The sequence below is a fragment of the Citrobacter sp. Marseille-Q6884 genome (assembly GCF_945906775.1).
In the GTDB taxonomy this organism is placed as follows: domain Bacteria; phylum Pseudomonadota; class Gammaproteobacteria; order Enterobacterales; family Enterobacteriaceae; genus Citrobacter.
In genome coordinates, this window is record NZ_CAMDRE010000001.1 from 174501 (window position 1) to 197341 (window position 22841).

Below are 22841 nucleotides of genomic sequence, written 5' to 3' on the forward strand. Positions count from 1 at the left end.
GGATTTCGCCAGGATATCCAGAGGATTCCGATGGTTAGGGAACCCCTTGTGTCTGCGCCCTTTTTGCGCCACGATCGGTTTACTGAACTGAGGAATACCATGAACGCTTTTAACCCCGCGCAGTTTCGCGCACAGTTTCCCGCACTCACTGATGCTGGCGTCTATCTCGACAGCGCCGCAACGGCACTGAAGCCACAGGCAGTGATTGAGGCCACTCAGCAGTTTTATAGCCTGAGCGCCGGGAACGTCCATCGCAGCCAGTTTGCCGAAGCCCAGCGTCTGACCGCCCGCTACGAAGCCGCGCGGGAAAAAGCCGCACGCCTGATCAATGCGCCGGATGACAAAACCATCGTCTGGACCCGTGGCACGACGGAAGCGATCAACATGGTTGCCCAAAGCTACGCTCGTCCACGTTTACAACCGGGCGATGAGATTATTGTGAGTGTGGCGGAACATCACGCCAACCTCGTCCCCTGGCTGATGGTGGCGCAACAAACCGGGGCAAAAGTCGTCAGGCTTCCGCTCAACGCCCATTTACTGCCCGATGTCGCGCGTTTGCCCGAACTTATCACGCCTCGCAGCCGCATACTGGCGTTGGGACACATGTCTAACGTGACCGGCGGCTGCCCTGATTTAGCCCATGCCATTACGCTTGCCCATGAGGCAGGGATGGTGGTGATGGTGGATGGTGCCCAGGGCGTCGTGCATTTCCCCGCCGATGTACAGCAACTGGACATTGATTTTTATGCTTTTTCTGGCCACAAACTGTATGGGCCGACCGGAATCGGCGTGCTGTATGGTAAGCCAGAACTGCTGGAGGCCATGTCTCCCTGGCTTGGCGGCGGTAAGATGATCAGTGAAGTCAGTTTTGACGGCTTCACCACCCAATCCGCCCCCTGGAAACTGGAAGCGGGGACACCTAACGTTGCAGGCGTCATCGGCCTGAGCGCTGCGCTTGAGTGGCTGGCAGATATCGATATCGTGCAGGCCGAAAACTGGAGCCGCGGTCTGGCAACGCTTGCTGAAGAGGCGCTGTCAAAACGACCGGGATTTCGTTCCTTCCGCTGCCAGGACTCCAGTCTGCTGGCCTTCGATTTCGCCGGGGTACACCACAGCGATATGGTGACGCTGCTGGCTGAATATGGCATCGCGCTTCGCGCCGGACAGCACTGTGCGCAGCCGTTATTGGCAGAACTTGGGGTATCAGGGACGCTGCGCGCCTCGTTTGCGCCTTATAATACCCAGAGTGATGTGGATGCGTTGGTCACCGCCGTTGACCGCGCGCTGGAAATATTGGTGGATTAATGACAAGCCCTCTGCTCGCCGGACACCCGTTTGGCACAACCGTAACCGAAGAGACATTGCGTCTTACCTTCATTCCGCTCACCCAGTGGGAAGATAAGTATCGTCAGCTTATTCTGTTGGGGAAACAGCTTCCGGTGCTGTCGGAGCCCCTGAAAACGCAGGCAAAAGAGATAGCGGGATGTGAAAACCGCGTCTGGCTGGGGTATACCCAGCTGGAGAATGGCACCCTGCACTTCTTCGGTGACAGCGAAGGTCGCATTGTGCGGGGACTTTTGGCCGTACTGCTCACGGCCATCGAAGGTAAAACCCCAGCCGAGTTACTGGCGCGCTCGCCAATGGAATTTTTTGATGAGTTAGGTTTAAGGGCGCAGCTCAGCGCATCGCGTAGCCAGGGGCTGAATGCGCTTAACGAGGCAATTCTCGAAGCCGCGCGGCAGGTTGCCTAACCGTATTGCCGGATAAGCGCCTGCGCCATCCGGCAACCATTCTTAAGCCTGGCGCGCCGCCTTCGCCATCATCTTCTTCAGCGCATGGGACACCGCCACAAAACCAAACGTCGCCGTCACCATCGTCGCAGCACCAAACCCGGAGGCGCAATCCATACGCTTCGGCCCTTCCGCTGTCGCTTTCATCGCGCAGACAGAGCCATCAGCCTGCGGGTATACCAGCGCTTCAGTTGAAAACACACAGTCCACGCCCAGCTTGCCTTTGCTGTTTTTAACCACGCCAAAGTCGCTTTTCAGCCGCTCACGCAGCTTCGCCGCCAGCGGATCCTGGATGGTTTTTGCCAAATCGACGACCTGAATCTGCGTAGGATCTATCTGCCCACCCGCACCGCCGGTTGTCACCAGTGGAATTTTATTGCGACGGCAGTATGCGATCAGCGCGGCTTTCGGGCGCACGCTGTCAATCGCATCAATGACATACGAGAATCCCGCGCGCATATACTCTGCAACGTTATCCGGTGTGACAAAGTCATCCACAACGTTAACCTGGCACTCCGGGTTGATCTGGCGGATACGCTCGGCCATCACTTCAGCTTTCGCCTGACCCACATTATCGCGCAGAGCATGGATCTGACGGTTAGTATTGGTGACGCACACATCATCCATATCAATGAGCGTGATAGCGCCAATGCCGGTACGTGCCAGCGCTTCCGCTGCCCACGACCCCACGCCGCCAATCCCGACCACGCAAACGTGCGACCGGGCAAACAGCTGCAGCGCATTTTCGCCATACAAACGCGCAGTACCGCCAAAACGCTGACGCCAGGCATCACTTATCACAACAGACATACGACCTCAGAATAGAAAATCTTAAAAGCGGTAATCGCCACATAACGTGGCGACAACACCGTTCTGCGCCGGATAACGCTTCGCTGACCGGGCCTACCCGATAAAGCGATTAACCGCTAAAGACGTTACCCGCACCGGCACCATTTTTCAGTACCCAGACGCGACCGTAGTGATTATACCAGCCTGCGCGGTGTCCGGCATCGGAACCAATTCCCTGGTAAATATCAAAGTGTTGACCTTTGATTGCGCCGCCAACATCTAATGCCACCATCAGGCGCAACTCATACTGGCCGGTAAATTTCCCGTTATTATCCAGCAACGGGACTTCTGCCAGTAACGTTGTACCTGCAGGAATAATGCTGCGGTCAGATGCAACGGATGCGCGGCCAATCAACGGCACGGCGCTGGCACCTTTAACTGGCGCAAAAGATTGCGGTTTAAAGAAGACAAATGATGGGTTCTGCTCCAGCAGCTCACGCACCTCAGCTTCACTGTGTGTTTCACCCCAGTGGCGGATCGCCTGCATCGACATATCTTCTTTCTTCACTTCACCACGGTCGATCAGCACCTTACCAATACTGCGGTAAGCGTGACCGTTTTTCCCGGAATAGCTAAAGAAATTGAGAGGGCTACCGTCACCGAAATCGATGTAACCGCTGCCCTGCACATCCATAATGAAGTTATCCATCAGGGAGTTACTGTACGCCAGAATATAGTTGTCGCTCAGAGCACCGGCGTAGATTTCCGCGCGGGAAGGTAAACGCCCGCGTTTTGGCGGCATGCGATAGATAGGGTACTGAAACTCGCCCTGACGTGTATGACGCGCCTGGATCACCGGCGTGTAGTAGCCCGTAAATTGCACGTTGCCGTAGTTGTCCGCGCCTTCCATTTGCCAGGCATCAATACCAAACTGGCGCATATTGCGCGTATCACCGCCTGCACGCAACCATTCCTGGATAGCGTTATAGACGCTGCTTTGGCTGCCATACAAACGCGGCGAGGCACTGCGAATCTGATTAACCTGCTCGGCGAAATCACCGGCGTTGATAGGGGCGCCAACCGCGTCAGGTTGGTTCACCAGTGAGAAAGGCTGGGTAAATTTCCCGTCTTTATACTGCTGCCCACGATCGGTGGGTTTAGAGGAACACGCGGCGAGCATCGCGACTACGGCTCCCGCCAGAAGATATTTTGCCCAACGTCCTTTCATTATTCTCGTCTTAAGTTGCCTGAATGCGAGATGAAGATAACAAACCCCCGAACCTAATGAAATGCGAATGCTTAACCCAACGCAAATTTTGAACAAAAATAGACCAAAGCGCGTTGTTTTTGTTCATTTTCATCTGAAAACCGTGATCAGGGTGAAAAAAGGGTTGCATGAAAATGTTAGCAGAGTATAGTGCGCATCCACGGACGCGGGGTGGAGCAGCCTGGTAGCTCGTCGGGCTCATAACCCGAAGGTCGTCAGTTCAAATCTGGCCCCCGCAACCAATTAAAATCAGAAGTAACGTTACTCGATGGAAGAGTAATGACGGACGCGGGGTGGAGCAGCCTGGTAGCTCGTCGGGCTCATAACCCGAAGGTCGTCGGTTCAAATCCGGCCCCCGCAACCAATTAAAATCTGATGCACATTTACTCGATGAAGAGTAAAGACGGACGCGGGGTGGAGCAGCCTGGTAGCTCGTCGGGCTCATAACCCGAAGGTCGTCGGTTCAAATCCGGCCCCCGCAACCAATACAATAGACACCCTGACGGGTGTTTTTTTGTTTCTGCAGTCCGTAAAAAAAGCGCTTTTCAGCGCTTTTTTATTATCCCCTTCTCGCCAGCGTTGCCCCATCGGCAAAGTACGCCTTAATCCCGGCCAGAATCGACTCTGCAACTTCCTGCTGGAAAGATGCCGTCTTGAGCTTCCGTTCCTCTTCAACGTTACTGATGAAGGCCGTTTCTACGAGGATAGAGGGAATATCCGGCGCTTTCAGTACAGCAAATCCGGCCTGCTCAACCTGATTCTTATGCAGATTGTTGATCTTACCGAGCTTATTCAGCACGGCTTTACCAAACTTAAGGCTGTCGGCGATCGTCAGCGACTGCACCATATCGAACATCGTGTGGTCAACGTAGCGGTCACCGCTCTTGCTGACACCACCAATTAAATCCGAGGCGTTCTGGGTTTGCGCCAGATATTTTGCCGCGGTACTGGTCGCGCCTTTGGTCGAGAGAGCAAACACCGACGAACCGCTGGGCTGCCGGCTGGTAAATGCATCGGCGTGAATAGAGACAAACAGATCAGCACGCTGCTTCTGGGCTTTCGCCACGCGCACTTTTAACGGAATGAAGATATCTTCATTCCGCGTCATATAGACCTTCATATTGCCTTCTTTCTCGATCAAAGCACGCAGGCGACGGGCGATCTGCAACACCACATCTTTTTCACGCGTGTTGTATTTCCCCACGGCGCCGGAGTCTTCGCCGCCGTGACCGGGATCGAGCATAATAACAATCGGACGGTCGCGCCCTGCTTTACCCGGCTGTGGGCCGCTTTGCGCAGGGGGCACCTGTTTTTCCAGATCGCCCTTGTTGTAGTCTTCAAGCAGTGCCAGAAGAGGATCCTGCACATCCTGCGCATTGGCAGGATACAGATCCATCACCAGACGTTCTTTAAATCCTGCCACGGGTGCCAGAGCAAACAGTTGCGGTTTCACATCCTGTTTCAGTTCAAACACCATGCGCACAGTCTGTGGATCAAACTGCCCGACTCTTGCCGACTTAATGTAAGGATCGTCAGGACGGATCTGTGTCCCAATGCCCTTGAGCACCGAGTTCAAATTCACGTCTTCTATATCCACAACCACACGCTCAGGATTACTCAGGGCAAACTGTTTGTATTTCAGCAGACGGTTGGATTCCACTGTGACGCGGGTATAACTGGACGCAGGCCAGATACGCACTGCAACGACCTGACTCACGGCAGCCAGACCGACCTGGCTGACGCTCAAAAGCCACATAGCACCCGCACCTTTCAGTAAACGGCGACGACTGATTGCTGAATTGGATCCCGACATGCTTCTCCCGAGCAAAAGAAATCTTTATTGAGGTAATACGTAAAACGTCCGAATTGACCGGAAACTTTAGCGAATGACGCATAATCTGTCATCAACAAAAGGGTAAACATTCTTTTTATATTCACGGCATTACTGAGAAAAATCTTCAGTTGGGGTAAAAATTACGCTTGCGCATGACACAAAAACAGAATAAAAATACATAAATTACGAATAATCATGCAATGAGGGTGTGCCGTGGTGAAGGAGCGTAGAACCGAACTGGTACAGGGATTCCGCCATTCAGTTCCCTATATCAATACCCATCGGGGAAAAACGTTTGTCATTATGCTGGGCGGCGAAGCCATCGAGCATGAAAACTTTTCCAGTATCGTCAATGACATTGGCCTCCTTCATAGCCTCGGCATCCGCCTCGTCGTGGTGTATGGCGCGCGGCCGCAGATTGATGCCAATCTTGCTGCGCATCATCATGAGCCGGTGTACCACAAAAATACGCGCGTCACTGACGCGAAAACGCTGGAGCTGGTCAAGCAAGCTGCAGGGTTACTCCAGCTCGATATTACCGCCCGTCTGTCGATGAGCCTGAACAATACGCCATTACAGGGCGCGCACATCAACGTGGTCAGCGGTAACTTTATTATCTCTCAACCGTTGGGCGTGGACGACGGTGTGGATTACTGCCACAGCGGACGTATTCGTCGTATAGATGAAGATGCCATTCATCGTCAACTGGACAGCGGCGCCATCGTCCTGATGGGGCCGGTGGCGGTTTCTGTGACCGGCGAGAGCTTTAATCTGACCTCAGAAGAGGTCGCTACTCAATTGGCTATCAAGCTGAAAGCAGAGAAAATGATCGGCTTTTGCTCCTCTCAGGGGGTCACGGGCGATGATGGCGAGATTGTTTCCGAACTGTTCCCTAACGAAGCCCAGGCGCGCGTTGAAGCCCAGGAAGAGCAAGGCGACTACAGCTCCGGCACCGTACGTTTTCTGCGTGGCGCGGTCAAAGCCTGCCGCAGTGGCGTGCGTCGCTGCCACCTGATTAGCTATCAGGAAGATGGCGCGCTGTTGCAGGAACTGTTCTCACGTGACGGGATCGGGACGCAAATCGTGATGGAGAGCGCCGAGCAGATCCGTCGCGCCACCATTAACGATATCGGCGGTATTCTGGAACTGATTCGCCCGCTGGAGCAGCAGGGTATTCTGGTTCGCCGCTCCCGCGAGCAACTGGAAATGGAGATCGACAAGTTCACCATTATTCAGCGTGATAATCTGACCATCGCCTGTGCCGCACTGTATCCGTTCCCGGAAGAAAGAATCGGTGAAATGGCGTGCGTGGCTGTGCATCCTGATTATCGTAGTTCTTCGCGCGGTGAAGTATTGTTGGAGCGGATTGCGGGGCAAGCCAAACAAATGGGACTCAGCAAGCTGTTCGTTCTGACAACGCGCAGCATCCACTGGTTCCAGGAGCGCGGTTTCACGCCGGTCGATATCGACCTGCTGCCGGAAAGCAAAAAAGAGATGTACAACTACCAGCGGCGCTCAAAAGTGCTGATGGCGGATCTGGCGTAACCGTCGTTGCCGGATGGCGGCATACATGCCTCATCCGGCCAACATCACTACCCGGCAACACCCTCATTAAACAGCGCCGACAGCCCGCTGCGGCGTTCGGTACGGGTGACGACAGCCCCACTCAATATCCGTTCATCGGCGTACAACGACAGCCGACGGCGCGCACGGGTGACGGCAGTGTAAACCAGCTCACGGGTTACGACGGGCGAGTGCTGGGTGGGTAGAATCAATGCTGCATGATCGAACTCAGAACCTTGCGATTTATGCACCGTCATCGCCCAGGTCGTTTCATGCTCTGGTAAACGGCTGGGCTGCACCGACTTGATCGAACCATCCGGCAGTGCAAACCACACTCTCAGCCCCTGTCCCCGATCGAGTGCTACCCCAATATCCCCGTTAAACAACCCCAACGAACTGTCATTACGCGCAATCATCACCGGCCGCCCCTCATACCAACGGGTATGGGCGAAACGGTGAATTTTACGTTTTTGCACCATTGTCTGTTCAATGCGTTCATTCAATCCGCTGACGCCGAATGGACCTTCACGCAGCGCACACAACAGTTGATATTCATTGAATGCCTGAATAATGACATCCGGCTCCGCACGTTCACGCAGCAAGTCCAGATAGCGACCATAGCCCGCCAGTGCGTCGTCCAGCATGGCAGCGTAATCTTCGCCGCTGTGCAGTGTGCGTTTTTCGATATCGCTAAATCCCTGCTGGAAAACCGCTTTTATCCCGGCTTTATCACCCCGATTAATGGCCGATGCCAGTTGGCCAATACCGGAATCACTGCCAAAACGGTAGCTCTTTTGCAGCAAGCAGAGGCTGTCTCGCAGCGAAGCCGCCTGGGTACCCACGCCAGCCGGAATGCTACTCCCGGTCAACCGACTCAGTTGTCTGGCGCGTTCCGGGGTAAATCCGGCATTCACAAAGGCACAAATATCCCCCAGCACCGCCCCCGCCTCAACGGAAGCCAACTGGTCACGATCGCCCAGGAAAATGACCCGCCCGTGCGGCGGTAGTGCGTCGATTAAGCGCGACATCATCGGCAAGTCAATCATCGACGCTTCATCCACCACCAGCACATCAAGGTGCAGTGGATTGCCCGCATGGTGGCGCAGACGCTGGCTACCCGGTTGCGCACCCAATAATCGGTGCAACGTGCTGGCATCATCGGGAATACGTTTCTTCTGCTCATCGGTCAGCGGGAGTTCACGTAGCGCCGCGCCGAGCGATGCCGTCAGACGGGCAGCGGCTTTCCCGGTGGGAGCAGCAAGACGAATACGACAACGCTCGCCGTCCGCCATTTGAATCAATGCCGCCAACAGTCTGGCAACCGTTGTCGTTTTCCCGGTACCCGGTCCGCCGGAAATCACCGATATACGACGGGTTAACGCCACGGCCGCCGCCACTTTCTGCCAGTTTACGTCTTCGGTTTGGGGAAACAGCGACTCAAGCGTGTGGGCCAGTCGCACTTCATCCAGTTCAATGGCCTGGTTTACCTCGCTGAAAAAGCGCGCTACCGTTCGTTCGTTATTCCACATCCGGTTCAGGTACAGGCGATCGTCGTGCAGCACCAGCGGCGTTGGGCGCTCACCCCGACTTACCGCACCGGAGGCCAGTAGGCATTCAGCCCAGTCCTCAGGTTCACCCTCTTCCTTCAGCCAGGCACTCAGCAGCGGATGAGCATCTTCACGCAAGGATAAACGCGACAGCGGCAAACAGACGTGCCCCTCTCCCGTTTCACGGCTGAGCAGCGCCGCTGCCAGCGTCACCGCGGGATTGTCATTGCCGGCAACGGCCAGCGCAAACTGGGCGTCCAGCGGCCGTAGCTGTTTCTGCTCCACCGCCTCCAGTAATCGTTTCTGGATTGTCATGGCATCTCCTCCAGTACCTCACCGGCAAACATCTCGTCCATTAAAGCGATCAATTCTCCATCTGGCCGGGTGGCGTAAATTCCCTGTTGTGGATGTTCACTGTCAACGCCGCGCAGGAAGAGATAAATAACGCCGCCAAAATGGCGTTCATAGTCATAGTCCGCAATGCGATGACGTAAATAGCGATGCAGCGCCAGAGTATAAAGCTGATATTGCAGGTCATAGCGGTGCGCCTGCATTGCAGAGGCCATTGCCTGCTGGGTGTAAGCACTGCTGTCTTCTCCCAGCCAGTTCGATTTGTAATCGAGCAGGTAATAGCGCCCCTGATGGCGGAACACCAGGTCGATAAAACCCTTCAGCATGCCGCGCACCTGCATGAAGTCTAACGGTGGACACCCCGCCGAAAGCGGATCGTACTGGCGAATCAACGCATCAAGTTGGCTCGCCATCAACGGCTGCGAAATGGGCAGATAAAACTCCATCTCGACCTGTTTTTCACGGGCGCTGAGTTGGCTCAGACTCACGCCTGTCTCATTGAGTGGCGCACGTAAGATCGCCTCCAGCCACTGGGTCAGCACTGGCTCCCAGTGCGCGTCATAGCCGCCCAATGTGAGTTTTTCCTGTACCCAAAGCGGCTGTACAGGTTGGGTAAAATCAAGATCTTCAAACAAGCTGTGCAGAAATGTGCCCGGCGATGCGCCACGTGGAAACTGGTGCGGCGTCAGTCCTGGCACTTCAATCGTCTCACCGACCCCTGCAGCATCAATATCCAGGCGAGGAATCAGATCCTGTGCCACACCATGCCCACGCTGTTGCAGGCCGGAATAGCTGGTCACTCGCCAGCTGTCAGCAGGGGTGCGCTGCAGAACTCTCGCACTCAATGCCGAACTTACCGGTTGTGAAATCTGCCAGCGTTCACCATCCGGTGCTTTTGGCGTCAGGCAGGCAATATCGTCGTTGCAAATCGCTTCGATAGCGGCGCGAAGCCCTGCCGCATCCTTCGGCTCACCTTTTTGCAATAAGCGACCCAGCGCGCTTTGATGCACATCGGTATCCCCTTTTTTATCACCACGACGGCGTACCAGCGGCGCGACGCCGAGGCTACAGTGCCATACCGAACGGGTCAGCGCGACGTAAAGCAATCGCAGATCTTCTGCCAGACGTTCAGCTTCGGCCAGTTCGATACTCTCATCGGCTTCGCTGAGATCCAGTACGGCGTCAAAAGAGGCGCGATCGTGGTAGAACGCCTGATCCTGAACGCGGAAATTGGTGATAAAAGGCAGCCAGACCAGCGGATATTCCAGCCCTTTGGATTTATGGATGGTGACGATTTTGACCAGATGCTTATCGCTTTCCAGCCTTAGCTGCTGGCTGGAAGCATTGCTATCAGGTTCCAGAATATGTTGGGAGAGCCAGCGCACCAGCGCATGCTCACTTTCCAGTTGAGATCCTGCTTCCTGTAGCAGCTCACTGATATGCAAAATGTCGGTCAGACGACGCTCGCCCCCCGCCGTTGCCAGCAGGTTTTCCGCAATTTGACGCGCTGACATCAGCGCGCGCAGCATCGGCATGACACCCCGCTTATGCCAAAGCTGGCGATAACCATCGAACTCTTCGACGACGGCATCCCAGGCCTTCTCGTCATTATTCAGCGTTTCGATATCCAGCGCATTCAGCCCCATCATAGATGTCGCCAGCGCACTGCGCAGCGAGTTTTCGCGCTCCGGTGTCATCACCGCCTGAAGCACCCACAACAGTTCCTGCGCTTCCAGCGTTTCAAAAACGCTGTCACGGTTGGAAAGATAGACGGACGGAATTGCCAACTGGGTTAGCGCATCGCGAACCAGCGCGGCTTCCTGGCGGCTACGAACCAGCACACTGATATCCGATGCACGTACCGGATTCGATGTGTTACCGCTCACCAATAGCGCATCACCGGACTGACCGGCTTTAAGCCAGTCACGGATTTGCGTCGCGCAAACCTGCGCCATCTCATTCTGGTAGTCACCCACGCCACAGCTTTCCCCTTCCATCAGCCACATGCTCATCGCAGGCTGGGTCTCTCCGTGCAAAACAAAGCGCAGTGATTGGTTCTTCTCTGCGGATTTCACCGGACTAAAGGGGATTTCGCGAAACATAAAGGCGTCGCTCATCTGGCTGAAGAGCGTGTTCACACTGTTGATCATACCGGGAGCGGATCGCCAGTTTGTATCAAGCGTGTAATGCGCACTCACTTCACTGCGCGCCTTCATATAGGTGAAGATATCCGCGCCGCGAAACGCGTAGATCGCCTGTTTTGGATCGCCAATCAGCAGCAATGCGGTATCCGGCTGATGCTGCCAGATGCGACGGAAAATGCGGTATTGCTGTGGGTCGGTATCCTGAAATTCATCAATCATCGCCACCGGGAAACGGGTACGGATCGCTGCGGCCAACGCATCGCCGCTTTCACTGCGCAACGCCGCATCAAGACGACTGAGCATATCGTCAAACCCCAACTCGCCCCGCCGGCGTTTTTCCTGGGCAACCGCGTCACGGATCTCCGCCAGCGCCCGGGTGATCACCAGATCGCGGATCGTCAGCGGCTCGCCAAGCAGTTCATCAATGGCGTCAAAAAGAGGATGCCGGGGCGTTATGCCACCCGCTTTGGTACGTTCTTCTAAAAACCGTTGGGAAAACTTTTCCAGCGCATCAGGGAGTTGGTAGCTCTGTGTTTCTTCCTGCGCCCAGGCGCTGACCTTCTCGATCCACTTCCCCTGATTGCCACGGTTAAATTTGCGACGGTCGATCCCGGAAGCTTCCAGCAGAGCGTCCAGATCATCAACCGAATCACGCCATTGCTGTTTAATCTGATTAATGCGCGCGAGGATCTTTTCATGACGGGAGGCCAGGGTTTCCTCTGCGGGCGGCGGCGCTTTAATGACCGGCGCTTCACCCTGCAGGTAGCGATCGATATCCCTCAACAGCGCCTGCGGACCTTTCCAGGTTTCAAAAATCACCTGGGCAACGTCACGAGACAACGGGTAACAATGCCGACGCCAGAAGTCCGCGCAAGCCTGATAACGCAGTAGCGATTCATCCTCAATCAGCTGCTGTTCAAACAGCATGCCCGATTCGAAGGCGTTCAGACTCAACATTCGCTGGCAAAAACCGTGGATGGTAAACACCGCGGCCTCATCCATCTGTCTTTCCGCTAACAGCAGCCACTGTGCGGCCTGCTTTTTATCGGCGATTTCATCCAGCAAACGGGCGTACAGCGGGTTATCCGTCGTTTCACGCAGGCAGGCAATACGCAGTTCATGGATGTTGCTACGGATTCGACCGCGTAGCTCTTCAGTCGCTGCCTCCGTAAAGGTCACAACCAACAGCTCTTCGACGGTCAGAGGACGAGGAAAGGCGGCAGAGCCGCCCAGTCCAAGCAGTAAACGTAAATAAAGGGCGGCGATGGTAAAGGTTTTACCGGTGCCTGCGGAGGCTTCAATCAGGCGCTCGCCCGTCAGCGGCAAGCGTAGGGGATCAAGGGACTCAGCGGCATCATTCATTCTTTTCACTCATCAGAGGTAAGGTTTGCTGCAACGCGCTGACGGTCTGCCACACTTTCCAGCCTTGCGGGTGCACATAATCTGCTTTCCCGTTCTGACTGCCGGAAACCTGTGACAGTATCGCCATGCCTTGCGGCTCAACCACCGCCTGATGGAAGAAATCGGCAAGCTTTTGCGGCGTCAGCAGTTTAATCTGAGCCACGATTTTATCACGTGAATCGAAGCGCATATTACCCCGATCAAAATCTTTGCTTAACTGTGACGCCTCAGCCCCAAGCGTTTGTGGCGCCTGCAGCATTTGGGCAATGATAGCCTGCTGAATTTGCGCAAACTCTTCAGGTTTCATCGCCCGCAGCTTCGCTTCCGCCGTCGGGAAAAACGCTTTATAACGTTCCCAGAGGTAAGACGGTTGCTTATCACTGCTTTGCAGAAGGAACCCCATTCCCCACTGACGGCCAACGCTCATTGGGAAGGCAAAGACGGCGTAACCTAACTGTTCTTCAGTACGCAGCTGATTATAGAACCACGGCTGCACAATCTGCCCCAACATGGCGCTATAAGCAGAACCGGCGTATTCGTCATAGCCGGTTGGCACAAAGACTGCCGCCAGTGCGGAATCCGTGCTGCTGCCTGCTTTTTCAAAGATGACAGACTGCTTTTTGTCCACCACAACATCTTTGTTTCGACACCATTCCGACCCGTTCGCACCCAGTTGTTTCTGGATATCCCGCGCCATGGTCATCGCCTGCGCTTCGCTCATGTTGCCAATGACCAGGAACTCAGGACGCGCACCGGTTTTTAAGGCGTCGCGGTAGGCCATCACCTCTTTTAAGGTAATCGAGGGCAGCAGCTTACGGCGTTCATCGCGCGAGAAATACGGCACCTGGGAAAGCATTTGTACTGGCATGATCGCCTGATCGTACGCCTTCCCTTTCTCGGCGGAGTCCATCATCTGAGCGTACCAGGATTTCGCCTGCTCCAGCTGTTCATCCGTTGAGCTGTAGCTGAAATAGCCGGTCAGCAACGCCTGAAACAGCTGCGGTAAACGTTGGGTATAGCCGTTAGCGTTGAGCATCAGGCCGTTGTTCGCGTTGGTTGAAAAACCAATGCCCCCCACCGCGGCCTGGTTGCTTAACTGGTCGAGCGCGATGCCAGCCAGATAATCATTCAGTGCGAACAACACCTGGTTTTTGGCGCTGTCCATCGCTTTCGGGTTACGCAGTATCACGCTGACGTCAGCCTTTGGCTCACTGGCAAAATACTGGCTCGGTGCATACACCACGCGTAAATCAGGCTCATCAACGATCAGATCAGGATGGGCATATTTTTTATCCGGCTTAATCAGTGTGAAATCATCCGGGATATAGGGGTTCAGCTCCGGCAAAGAGAGCACAATGCCCTGGGCTTTTTGCTGCCAGTCGGCGAAAGTTTTTTCGCTAATTTTATCGACCTGGTAAGGCGCATCGACAAAGTATGCGATTTTATTGTGTGGCTCTTTCGGGCTGATATACCAGATACGCGCGTTTTGCGGCGTCATCATCGCCAGTCTTTCCTGAACGGCTTTCGCGTCGTATTGATCGGCAATATTCACCGCATCCAGTGTATGTTCCACCGGGACGCGGATCATGGTGTCTGCCAGCCACTCCACGTAGTCCATATCACGCGTGATGGACGGATAACGGAAGTCGAGATCCAGCACGTGCGCCAGTTCGTCGAAATAGCGTTTATCGACGCCTTTTTCGCGTAACAGGTTGAGATAACTGAAGATAGCAGCAACAACTTCATCGCGATTAGCCAGACCTTTGTCGGTTAATGTCGCTGAAATCGCTAACACACCGCTGTTGCCATTCACCACCGGATCGGAATCCGCACGGATACCTTCGACCAGCCCCTGCTTCTGCAGCCAGTCAGAGAGCGTGCCCGGGCTGCGGTTGCCAATCAGGTAAGTCACCAGCTCATCGGTTTTACTGCGAAACTGCGCGCTGTTGTTATCAATGCGAAACTCAACGCGCAGCACTTTGCGCGGCATTGCCGGGACATAGTGAATAAGGATGCCTTTTTGCGCATCGGTAACCACCGGTACGGTAATTTCCGGTTTTTCGATGCTTCTGTTCGGCACGCGTCCGAAGGTATCAGCCGCTATTTGTGCCAACTCTGGCAAGGGTTTATTACTATAGATAACCGCCTTCATCAGGTTAGCGGAGTAATATTTTTCATGGAATGTCTGTAAGGCCTGCAACACCGGATTACCCGGTTTGTCGCTCAATGTCTGCAGATTTCCGCCAGAGAAGCGTGAACCCGGGTGTGCCGGGTTTATTGTTTCTGCACTGACTTGCGCCATGCGCATACCGTCCCGGGTACGCGCCATCGTCAACTCTGAGTTGACGGCGTTTCGCTCGCGATCGGCATACTTTTTATCGAGCAGCGGCGAAGCAATGGCATCCGCCAGACGATCCACCGCCCCTACCAGCGCATCGTTTTCGACCTCAAGATAGAAGGCCGTACGATAAGGCGCCGTACTGGCATTGTGGCTGCCACCGTGCATTTTAAGGAATTCAGCTAAGCTGTCTGGCTGCGGATATTTTTTAGATCCCATCAGCGACATGTGCTCAAGGTAATGCGCCAGCCCCTGATGATCGTCGGGATCTTCCAAAGACCCAACCGGCACCACCAGTGCAGAGAGTGATTTCACGGCCTGAGGATCGGATACCAGCAAGACGACCATGTCGTTATCCAGGCGCACAGCCTGATACTGACGGGTATCTTTATCGCTTTTACGGATGGTTTCAGCTAAAGGCTGCCAACCGGTATCTGCCTGACTTACGGGCGCCCAAAGGGCGATAAACAACAGTAATGCGCTGAACCAGGTGCTGCGGGGCATTCACAAACCTCATCATTAACGTATTCACCTGTTCACAGCAAACGGCGCATAAATGCGTGGTCTGAACAGGGTAAGACTTTGTGCTGAACGGGTCAGCATCTTCTTTGTGTAAGAATCAGTCCGTGACAGAAAGCGCATCATAGAGGAAGCCGTCGAGTTGCGCAATTTTTATACAACATTCATGACTGATTAAAACGAAACAGCGGGAGCAAATAGCGTTGAGACTGCGACACAATGGCCTCCAGCGTTTCAGGCTCCAGTTGACGCCACAGGCGCTGATACCAGATATCATCACCTTCACCACGTACCATCATGTTGCCTTCATAGGCCTGTAAAAACTTGCTGCGCGCTTTTTGCAATGTCTCGTCATCATCTAACATGGCATCATTTGCCGCGTCATAACAGGTTTTTATCCACGCGCCACCACTTTCCGGTAGCACCAGCAGCGGTGATGACATGCCTTCCCGATAACCTTCAATCAGTTGCGACAGATACCGTAACGCCTGCTCAGCCTCCAGTGGCGGGAAACGCCATTCCCCGTCTTTACGCAGGAACAACCGGCTCTCCCCCGTACCACCACTGGCACAATAGACAAGATGTTCCAGCCAAAGTTGCACGCCCTGAGAAACGCTTATCAAAGATGGGCGCCAGCGCAATAAACCGTCCGCCTGAACCTGTGGGAGCCACCCCGTGATTTGCACCCCGTTGCAGGTCAGATCGACTTCCATGCTCTGACAAGGCTGGCGACACGCGATAATGCGATCCGCCAGTGTCTGCATCTCCTGACGTTGGGTATCCCACAGAATCTCACCGAATGCCCCATAAGGAAGCGAGCCAGCCGCACGAAAGCGGCGGAACAAACGATCATCATCGTGCTCTTCAACCAGGGTATTGAGCAGTTGCTGATTAAGCTGATAGCGAGTTAACCCTTCGAGGATAAACGGTTCCGTTTCCGGGATATCGCTCTCTTCAGAACGGAAATTCACCCGTAACCGCATCTGGAAAAAGGCCCGTACCGGATGAGCCCAGAATCGCTGGAGCGCTTCCAGCGTCAACGTTTCAGGCATGGTGTAAGGCAGCGGTTGAACAAAATCAGTGTGCGCCTTCCCTGCCAGACTCGCCGCCGGCAACCACTCACGGGCGTAACTTTGCTGTTCGCCCGGCTGATAGTTTTGTGCGTCAAAAGGCATACGCGTGTGCATCCGGGTAATGTGCGCTTTTACCCGCGTTTCACTTTCATCACAGGTCAGCGACTCATCGCCCGGGAGATAGTGGCTTTGCCCAATGTAGTCCATCAATTCCTGTACCAGGACCGACGGAAAGCGTTCACTGTTATCCTGGATTGAACGGCCAATGTAGCTGATGTAGAGCGTTTGCTGTGCTGAGATCAACGCTTCCAGAAACAGATAGCGGTCGTCATCGCGACGGCTTCGGTCGCCACGCATCGGCTTTTGGCTCATCAGATCAAAGCCCAGCGGCGCAAGCTGACGCGGATAAACCCCATCGTTCATCCCCAGCAGGCACACCACTTTGAACGGAATGGATCGCATTGGCATCAGCGTACAAATATTCACCGGCCCTGCGAGGAAGCGCTGGCTGATACGCTCCTGATCGAGGCGCTGTGCAAGCTCATCGCGTAACAGTGAAAGCGGTACGGCATCGCCATATTCAGCCCCCAATCCATCGGCAATAATGGCCTGCCATTGCTGTTCGATGAGCGTCATCGCCGCTTCGGTGTCTGCATCCGGCAGGAAGAAATCATTCAGCATGTCACGACAAACGGGTAGCCACTCTTCCAGCGGACGCTCCTGCGCCAGCCCCCGACGCCAGATATTGAGTTGCATCAATAGCGAAGCCAGATGTCCCACCAGCTCGGCAATCAACCCGCTGGACTCATCATATGGCAGAACGGACTGCCACTCGCCCTGCTCGCTCTCCATCGCATAACCCAGCAACATTCGCGTCAGACCAAATTGCCAGGTGTGCTGGCCTGTCGGCGGCAGTTCCAGTTCGCGAACGTTGTCGTCGTCAATTCCCCAACGAATACCTGACTCATTCACCCACAAGCGGAGATAGCGCAGCCCCTCTTCGTTGATATTAAAGCGCGCCGCCAATACGGGAACATCCAGTAAGGCCAGCACATCCTCCGAAATAAAACGACTGTCCGGTAGCGACAGCAGACTAATAAACGCCTGCAAAACAGGATGGGACTGACGCGCACGACGGTCGGAAATCGCATACGGCAGGTAACGTTCGGCTGGCGCGCTGCCAAATACCGCCTGAATAAATGGGCTGTAGCTGTCGATATCAGCCACCATCACGATGATGTCACGCGGGGTGAGCGTTGGATCTGCCTCCAGCATCGCCAGCAGCCGGTCGTGGAGAATTTCCACTTCACGTTGCGGGCTATGACAGACGTGAAAAGTCACACTGGTATCATTCGGCTCAAGCCGTCGTTTGTTGTCGCTGCGCGAATATTCTTCCAGATTAATGCCCGCCACCGCCCTGCTTTGCAGTTCGAGGATATCCGACTGGATATTGTGCAGCAGGTTGTCGGGGGTAATATCGACAAACGCGTCCAGTTCCTGGCTGTTTTCCAGCTCTGAGAGCAGGTAAATATAATCGCGACCCAGTTTGCCCCATGAGGCCAGCATAGGGTTGCCCACATCCTGCTCGCCGTCGCTGTTAAACAATCCTTCAGCATTCTCACTATCACGAAACAGCGGCAGATGACGCTCTTCAAAACTGTGTCTGCGCTGACGTGCCAGCAGCTTAGCCAGATAAGCGGGATCTTTAATGTCGCCCCAGTAATAACGACAAGGGTTGGTAAACAGCAGATGAATGTCGATGTGCTTACCCAGTGCTTGTAACGCCTGCAGATACACGGGCGGTAGCGCCGAAATGCCGCAGATAAAGACGCGTGAGGGCAGCCCCTCCGGGCGGTTTGCGGCCGTTTCCAGCGTCTGAATAAATCGCTGGTATAAATTGGCGCGATGCCAGCGTGGTTGCCCGAGCTCAGCGGTATATTCCACCAACGCTTTCCACAACGGCGCCTGCCAGGCCTGAGACTCCCCCAACCCCTCAACCTGCTTTCCCGCTTCCCACTGCGTTAACCAGTCAGGGCGATAAACCAGATATTGGTCGAAAAGGTCAGCTGCACGTGAAGAGAGCTGGAACAGTTTTCGTTTGTCAGTATCGTCAGTCAGATAGTGTCGCAGTAGCGTAAAGTCATCGTTATCCAGTAATTGCGGCAGCAGCGTCATCAACTTCCAGCTCATGCTCTGCTTACTGAACGCGCTCTCTTTCGGGATATCCGGCAAAACCCGCACAAACATATCCCAGATAAAACTCGCGGGCAGCGGGAATTCAATATTCGCGGCAATACCAAATTTCTGTGCAAGGGTCATTTGTAGCCACTGGGCCATACCGGTGCTTTGAACCAAAATCATTTCAGGTTCAAAAGGGTCGTCCAGACGCTCGCGCTCAACGATAAATTCCATTAACGCTTCCAGCACATCCAGACGATTGGAGTGGTAGACCCTTAACATAGCAACTCCTGACTACTGACGGTTCGGACAGTGCAGACGCGTCATTTGACCCTGCCTGCCCAAGGGTGAAGAAAGTTTAACGTTGATGCTGACACATCCCGCCTGCGTTGTCTGCATTCGGTTGACCTGCCAGCCCAACGGCGGTGAAAACATAGACAACTGCGTTTGCTGCCATGCGTGACGCCAGAGCTGCTGATACTGATTTCTGAGCACAAAACTGTTCATCAGCCCCCGCTGATACCCCGATAATGCGGTCACTATCATGATCATCAGCACCATCGCCAGCATCACTTCCGGCAGACTAAAGCCACGCTGCCTGCTCAGGGGATCTGACATAACGTCTGTTCCCTGAGCGGGCAGAAGTCGCTCCAGCCATGCGCAGAAAAAACGATACGCCCCTCGACAACCTCGCCCAGTCGCCATAATGACATCCCTTTATTGTGAGCAATAAGTAACACGTTATTATCGGCAAGAAGACGCAGGCAAACGTCCGCCTTCGCGATATCGCGTCGGCACTGCACGCCAGGCTGCAACAGCCAGTGCTGCATGCGCCCCCACTCCATCGCCGATTGCACCACCGCCTGGCGTTGCAATGACTGGCTTTCCAGTGCTACACGAGAAGCAAAACTGGCCTCCTGCAAACGCACCCCCTGTAACAACAGACTGCCAAGCACCAACAGCAGCAACACAAGAGATAGGGATGACACACCTCGCTCCCGGTTCACAGATTAAATCCTGTCACGCTGTACAACGCCTCCATCACCCTCTGCGGGTCGGCGTTGTGAGTCGCACGCAGACGCAACGTAAAAACGGGCGCGAACCCGCTCACATTCAGGCGTTCAACCTCAAATGCCTCAATGTTTATGGCTGCCGGATCGGTCATTTTATCCCACCCCTTTCCTTCGCAGGACGTTGCACCACGTAAGGTTTCAAGCACGTTGTCTTGTAAACGAAACCCAATGACATCAGCGTCTTTCGCGGGCGTTGTCTCCCAGACGCCGTTGCTGTTTGCATCCCACCGCGCAATGATGCAATCCCCCTTGCCAGCAATCATCACCCCTTCGCCGGCACAGTTTCCGCGACAATAACCCGCCCGCTGGAGATGTTTCGCCACTGTATAGACTCGCTGCCAGACCTCATTTTCAAGCGCTAAATAGCGTGTGTTACGTAAAATATCGAGTTGTAATGCGGGTAGAAAACGTGTGGCCCCGAGCAGTAAAACACTGCTTATCGCCATCGCAATCAGTACCTCCAGCAGTGAAAAGCCGCGTTCGTTTATCGACATGCTTCTGTTTCTCCACGCGCACAAAGTCTGATTCGACCCGAGCTGGATATCACCAGCCACCACTCGCCCGCGGCATTTTTCAGCCGGATGTGCCCCGCCCATGCCGTGTTGCGCAGGCCAAAGAAAGTCAGTGAAGGCGTGATTTCCACCATCTCAACATCGTCCCAGTGCGGTAAAAACACCTCTGGAGAGACAGGCTGGCATGCTTGCTGAGAAACGGCGGAGCTGACAATGCACCACGACCGCCCTTCTCTGATAACGCTGAGGGCGTGATCGCGGTTATGCCAGTTGGCATCCTCACGCAATTGCAGCAGGTAGTCCCGTACCTGACAGGCGGTTTGCCACAAGCGTTGCTGCTGCTGCCAGTATTGCCAGCCGTACAGCCCTGACGCACCAACAACCGTGACAATGAGCATCACCACCAGGGTTTCAATAAGGGTGTAGCCTTGTTGTTTTTTCATGCTGGCAGTATGGCGTGGACATAAAAAATAACGAGGCTGGAATTCAGCTTATTCGGCGAGCTACGAAGAATATTTATCGCGTTGCATGAGATTGCATTCTTTCAGGAACCCGAGCCGAAGAACTGAATATGAGGTAAAAAAAACCGACGCGCGATGGCGTCGGTCATGGCAGGATGGCTTCGGTCAGATAGCGACCGGCGCTTTAATGCCGGGGTGCGGATCGTAACCTTCAATCTCGAAATCTTCGAAACGGTAGTCGAAGAGAGAGTCGGGCTTACGTTTGATAACCAGCTTCGGCAACGCACGTGGTTCACGGCTGAGTTGCAGGTGAGTTTGCTCCATATGGTTGCTGTACAGGTGCGTATCGCCACCGGTCCAGACAAAATCACCCACTTCAAGATCGCACTGCTGCGCCATCATATGAACCAGTAAGGCATAACTGGCGATGTTAAACGGCAGGCCGAGGAACACATCACATGAACGCTGATACAACTGGCAGGAAAGTTTGCCGTCCGCCACATAGAACTGGAAGAACGCGTGGCACGGAGCCAGCGCCATTTTATCCAGCTCACCCACGTTCCAGGCGGAAACGATAATGCGGCGAGAGTCCGGGTCATTTTTCAGCTGGTTGAGCACCGTGGTGATCTGGTCAATATGGCGGCCATCCGGCGTTGGCCATGCACGCCACTGTTTACCGTAGACCGGGCCAAGGTTGCCGTTTTCGTCAGCCCATTCATCCCAAATTGAGACATTGTTTTCATGCAGGTAGGCCACGTTTGTGTCGCCCTGCAAGAACCACAGCAGCTCATGAATGATTGAGCGCAAATGGCAGCGTTTAGTCGTAACCAGCGGGAACCCTTCCTGCAGATTAAAACGCATCTGATGACCAAAAATGGAAAGCGTTCCGGTTCCGGTACGGTCGTTTTTCTGTGTGCCTTCATCCAGCACTTTTTGCATCAGTTCTAAATACTGTTTCATGGTTCCTCAGGAAACGTGTTGCTGTGGGCTGCGGCGATACGCCCAAACCATCATAATAATACCTGCGACAATCATCGGGATGGACAGAATCTGTCCCATGCTGATGTACTGCACCCATGTACCGGTGAACTGGGCGTCCGGCTGGCGGAAGAACTCGACGATGATACGGAACGCGCCGTAGCCGATCAGGAACAGACCGGAAACCGACCCCATCGGGCGTGGTTTACGAATGAACAGGTTCAGAATGATAAACAGCACAACCCCTTCCAGCGCCATTTCATAAAGCTGAGAAGCATGGCGAGGCAGTGAGCCGTAAGTATCGAAAATGGACTGCCACTGCGGGTTAGTTTGCAGCAGTAGGATATCTTCAGTGCGGGAGCCAGGGAACAGCATGGCATATTTGAAGTTCGGATCAACGCGCCCCCACAACTCGCCGTTGATAAAGTTGCCCAGACGCCCTGCACCCAGACCAAATGGAATCAGCGGCGCAATAAAATCAGACACCTGAAAGAACGAGCGCTTGGTACGTTTGGCGAAGATAATCATCACCAGAATTACGCCGATAAGACCGCCGTGGAAGGACATACCACCGTCCCAGACGCGGAACAGATACAGCGGATTATCCAGGAAGAGCGGGAAGTTGTAGAACAGCACGTAGCCGATACGTCCACCGAGGAAAACCCCAAGGAAGCCTGCATAAAGTAAGTTTTCGACTTCGTTTTTAGTCCAGCCACTCCCTGGGCGGTTAGCGCGGCGCGTCGCCAGCCACATCGCAAAAATAAACCCCACCAAATACATCAGGCCGTACCAGTGAAGTGCGACGGGTCCAATTGAGAAAATGACCGGATCGAAATCCGGAAAATGCAGATAGCTACTGGTCATCTGTCACCACAAGTTCTTGTTATTTCGCTGAAGTCAGACAGCAATTGATAAGCGCGCCTGCATAATGCAGGCGCTCCAAAGGTGCGAATGATAGCACAAGGGGATCGCAGCGGATGCCGATTACAGTTAAAAGATATGTATACCCGTCATACTTCAAGC

The 22841-nt window shown here is 54.3% G+C and carries 16 protein-coding genes and 3 tRNA genes; 6 read left to right on the forward strand and 13 right to left on the reverse strand.

The annotated features are described in order from the left end of the window. The first annotated feature begins 99 nt into the window (after positions 1-99). Complete coding sequence (gene csdA, locus N7268_RS00850; RefSeq protein ID WP_260861470.1) at positions 100-1305, forward strand: cysteine desulfurase CsdA; 1206 nt, start codon at positions 100-102, stop codon at positions 1303-1305. Then, positions 1305-1751 carry a cysteine desulfurase sulfur acceptor subunit CsdE gene (gene csdE, locus N7268_RS00855; protein WP_260861471.1) on the forward strand — a complete coding sequence of 149 codons (447 nt, stop codon included), beginning with the start codon at positions 1305-1307 and terminating at the stop codon, positions 1749-1751. The genes csdA and csdE overlap by 1 nt, the downstream gene beginning before the upstream one ends. A gap of 42 nt (positions 1752-1793) precedes the next feature. Here csdE and tcdA read toward each other — a convergent pair whose 3' ends face one another. Together tcdA and mltA are read right to left on the reverse strand one after the other, a co-directional pair. Next, positions 1794-2600 (reverse strand): tRNA cyclic N6-threonylcarbamoyladenosine(37) synthase TcdA, encoded by an 807-nt coding sequence (gene tcdA, locus N7268_RS00860; protein ID WP_198906015.1) that lies wholly within the window; start codon positions 2598-2600, stop codon positions 1794-1796. A gap of 109 nt (positions 2601-2709) precedes the next feature. Then, the gene (gene mltA / locus N7268_RS00865) at positions 2710-3807 is read right to left on the reverse strand and encodes a murein transglycosylase A (RefSeq protein ID WP_198906013.1); all 1098 of its coding nucleotides are present in this window, start codon (positions 3805-3807) and stop codon (positions 2710-2712) included. Positions 3808-4011: 204 nt separating this feature from the next. Between mltA and N7268_RS00870 the strand changes: the two genes are divergently transcribed. The 3 genes from N7268_RS00870 to N7268_RS00880 all read left to right on the forward strand — a co-directional run bounded on the left by N7268_RS00870 (position 4012) and on the right by N7268_RS00880 (position 4331). Continuing rightward, positions 4012-4088: transfer RNA gene (locus N7268_RS00870), tRNA-Met, on the forward strand. A gap of 45 nt (positions 4089-4133) precedes the next feature. Further along, positions 4134-4210 (forward strand) — tRNA-Met (locus N7268_RS00875). A 44-nt stretch (positions 4211-4254) separates the two neighbouring features. Further along, positions 4255-4331: transfer RNA gene (locus N7268_RS00880), tRNA-Met, on the forward strand. 74 nt (positions 4332-4405) lie between these two features. On the opposite strand, the gene amiC is transcribed toward N7268_RS00880, so the two are convergent. Beyond that, a complete protein-coding gene (gene amiC, locus N7268_RS00885; RefSeq protein WP_260861472.1) occupies positions 4406-5659 on the reverse strand; it encodes an N-acetylmuramoyl-L-alanine amidase AmiC in 1254 nt (417 codons plus the stop codon). Positions 5660-5893: 234 nt separating this feature from the next. Here amiC and argA point away from each other — a divergent pair, with 234 nt between their 5' ends. Then, on the forward strand, positions 5894-7225 hold the full coding sequence (gene argA / locus N7268_RS00890) for an amino-acid N-acetyltransferase (protein WP_198906010.1): 1332 nt from the start codon (positions 5894-5896) through the stop codon (positions 7223-7225). 47 nt (positions 7226-7272) lie between these two features. On the opposite strand, the gene recD is transcribed toward argA, so the two are convergent. From recD to lgt, 10 genes are all read right to left on the reverse strand, one after another. Then, entirely contained in the window at positions 7273-9105 is a 1833-nt protein-coding gene (recD, locus tag N7268_RS00895; protein WP_260861473.1) for an exodeoxyribonuclease V subunit alpha, read from the reverse strand. Then, positions 9102-12647 carry an exodeoxyribonuclease V subunit beta gene (gene recB / locus N7268_RS00900; protein WP_260861474.1) on the reverse strand — a complete coding sequence of 1182 codons (3546 nt, stop codon included), beginning with the start codon at positions 12645-12647 and terminating at the stop codon, positions 9102-9104. Before recB ends, recD begins: the two co-directional genes overlap by 4 nt. Further along, positions 12640-15528: a pitrilysin gene (ptrA, locus tag N7268_RS00905; protein WP_260861475.1), complete on the reverse strand. Its 2889-nt coding sequence runs from the start codon at positions 15526-15528 to the stop codon at positions 12640-12642. The genes recB and ptrA overlap by 8 nt, the downstream gene beginning before the upstream one ends. 179 nt (positions 15529-15707) lie before the next feature. Then, entirely contained in the window at positions 15708-19076 is a 3369-nt protein-coding gene (gene recC / locus N7268_RS00910) for an exodeoxyribonuclease V subunit gamma (RefSeq protein ID WP_260861476.1), read from the reverse strand. 12 nt (positions 19077-19088) lie between these two features. After that, on the reverse strand, positions 19089-19412 hold the full coding sequence (locus tag N7268_RS00915; protein WP_260861477.1) for a prepilin-type N-terminal cleavage/methylation domain-containing protein: 324 nt from the start codon (positions 19410-19412) through the stop codon (positions 19089-19091). Continuing rightward, entirely contained in the window at positions 19397-19801 is a 405-nt protein-coding gene (locus N7268_RS00920) for a DUF2509 family protein (RefSeq protein WP_260861478.1), read from the reverse strand. Before N7268_RS00920 ends, N7268_RS00915 begins: the two co-directional genes overlap by 16 nt. Beyond that, positions 19798-20361: a prepilin peptidase-dependent protein gene (locus tag N7268_RS00925; RefSeq protein ID WP_260861479.1), complete on the reverse strand. Its 564-nt coding sequence runs from the start codon at positions 20359-20361 to the stop codon at positions 19798-19800. The genes N7268_RS00920 and N7268_RS00925 overlap by 4 nt, the downstream gene beginning before the upstream one ends. Further along, positions 20352-20822, reverse strand: a complete 471-nt coding sequence (locus tag N7268_RS00930) for a prepilin peptidase-dependent protein (protein WP_260861480.1) — start codon at positions 20820-20822, stop codon at positions 20352-20354. The genes N7268_RS00925 and N7268_RS00930 overlap by 10 nt, the downstream gene beginning before the upstream one ends. Before the next feature lie 183 nt (positions 20823-21005). After that, a complete protein-coding gene (thyA, locus tag N7268_RS00935; RefSeq protein WP_198905997.1) occupies positions 21006-21800 on the reverse strand; it encodes a thymidylate synthase in 795 nt (264 codons plus the stop codon). 6 nt (positions 21801-21806) lie between these two features. Beyond that, positions 21807-22682 carry a prolipoprotein diacylglyceryl transferase gene (gene lgt / locus N7268_RS00940; protein WP_260861481.1) on the reverse strand — a complete coding sequence of 292 codons (876 nt, stop codon included), beginning with the start codon at positions 22680-22682 and terminating at the stop codon, positions 21807-21809. Between the last annotated feature and the right edge of the window lie 159 nt (positions 22683-22841).

Coding starts and splice junctions, on each gene's coding strand:
- N7268_RS00915 (WP_260861477.1), bottom strand. CDS start 19,412: ATGTCAGATCCCCTGAGCAGGCAGCGTGGCTTTAGTCTGCCGGAAGTG.
- N7268_RS00925 (WP_260861479.1), bottom strand. CDS start 20,361: ATGTCGATAAACGAACGCGGCTTTTCACTGCTGGAGGTACTGATTGCG.
- recB (WP_260861474.1), bottom strand. CDS start 12,647: ATGAATGATGCCGCTGAGTCCCTTGATCCCCTACGCTTGCCGCTGACG.
- tcdA (WP_198906015.1), bottom strand. CDS start 2,600: ATGTCTGTTGTGATAAGTGATGCCTGGCGTCAGCGTTTTGGCGGTACT.
- thyA (WP_198905997.1), bottom strand. CDS start 21,800: ATGAAACAGTATTTAGAACTGATGCAAAAAGTGCTGGATGAAGGCACA.
- mltA (WP_198906013.1), bottom strand. CDS start 3,807: ATGAAAGGACGTTGGGCAAAATATCTTCTGGCGGGAGCCGTAGTCGCG.
- amiC (WP_260861472.1), bottom strand. CDS start 5,659: ATGTCGGGATCCAATTCAGCAATCAGTCGTCGCCGTTTACTGAAAGGT.
- recC (WP_260861476.1), bottom strand. CDS start 19,076: ATGTTAAGGGTCTACCACTCCAATCGTCTGGATGTGCTGGAAGCGTTA.
- ptrA (WP_260861475.1), bottom strand. CDS start 15,528: ATGCCCCGCAGCACCTGGTTCAGCGCATTACTGTTGTTTATCGCCCTT.
- recD (WP_260861473.1), bottom strand. CDS start 9,105: ATGACAATCCAGAAACGATTACTGGAGGCGGTGGAGCAGAAACAGCTA.
- csdE (WP_260861471.1), top strand. CDS start 1,305: ATGACAAGCCCTCTGCTCGCCGGACACCCGTTTGGCACAACCGTAACC.
- N7268_RS00930 (WP_260861480.1), bottom strand. CDS start 20,822: ATGAAAAAACAACAAGGCTACACCCTTATTGAAACCCTGGTGGTGATG.
- csdA (WP_260861470.1), top strand. CDS start 100: ATGAACGCTTTTAACCCCGCGCAGTTTCGCGCACAGTTTCCCGCACTC.
- lgt (WP_260861481.1), bottom strand. CDS start 22,682: ATGACCAGTAGCTATCTGCATTTTCCGGATTTCGATCCGGTCATTTTC.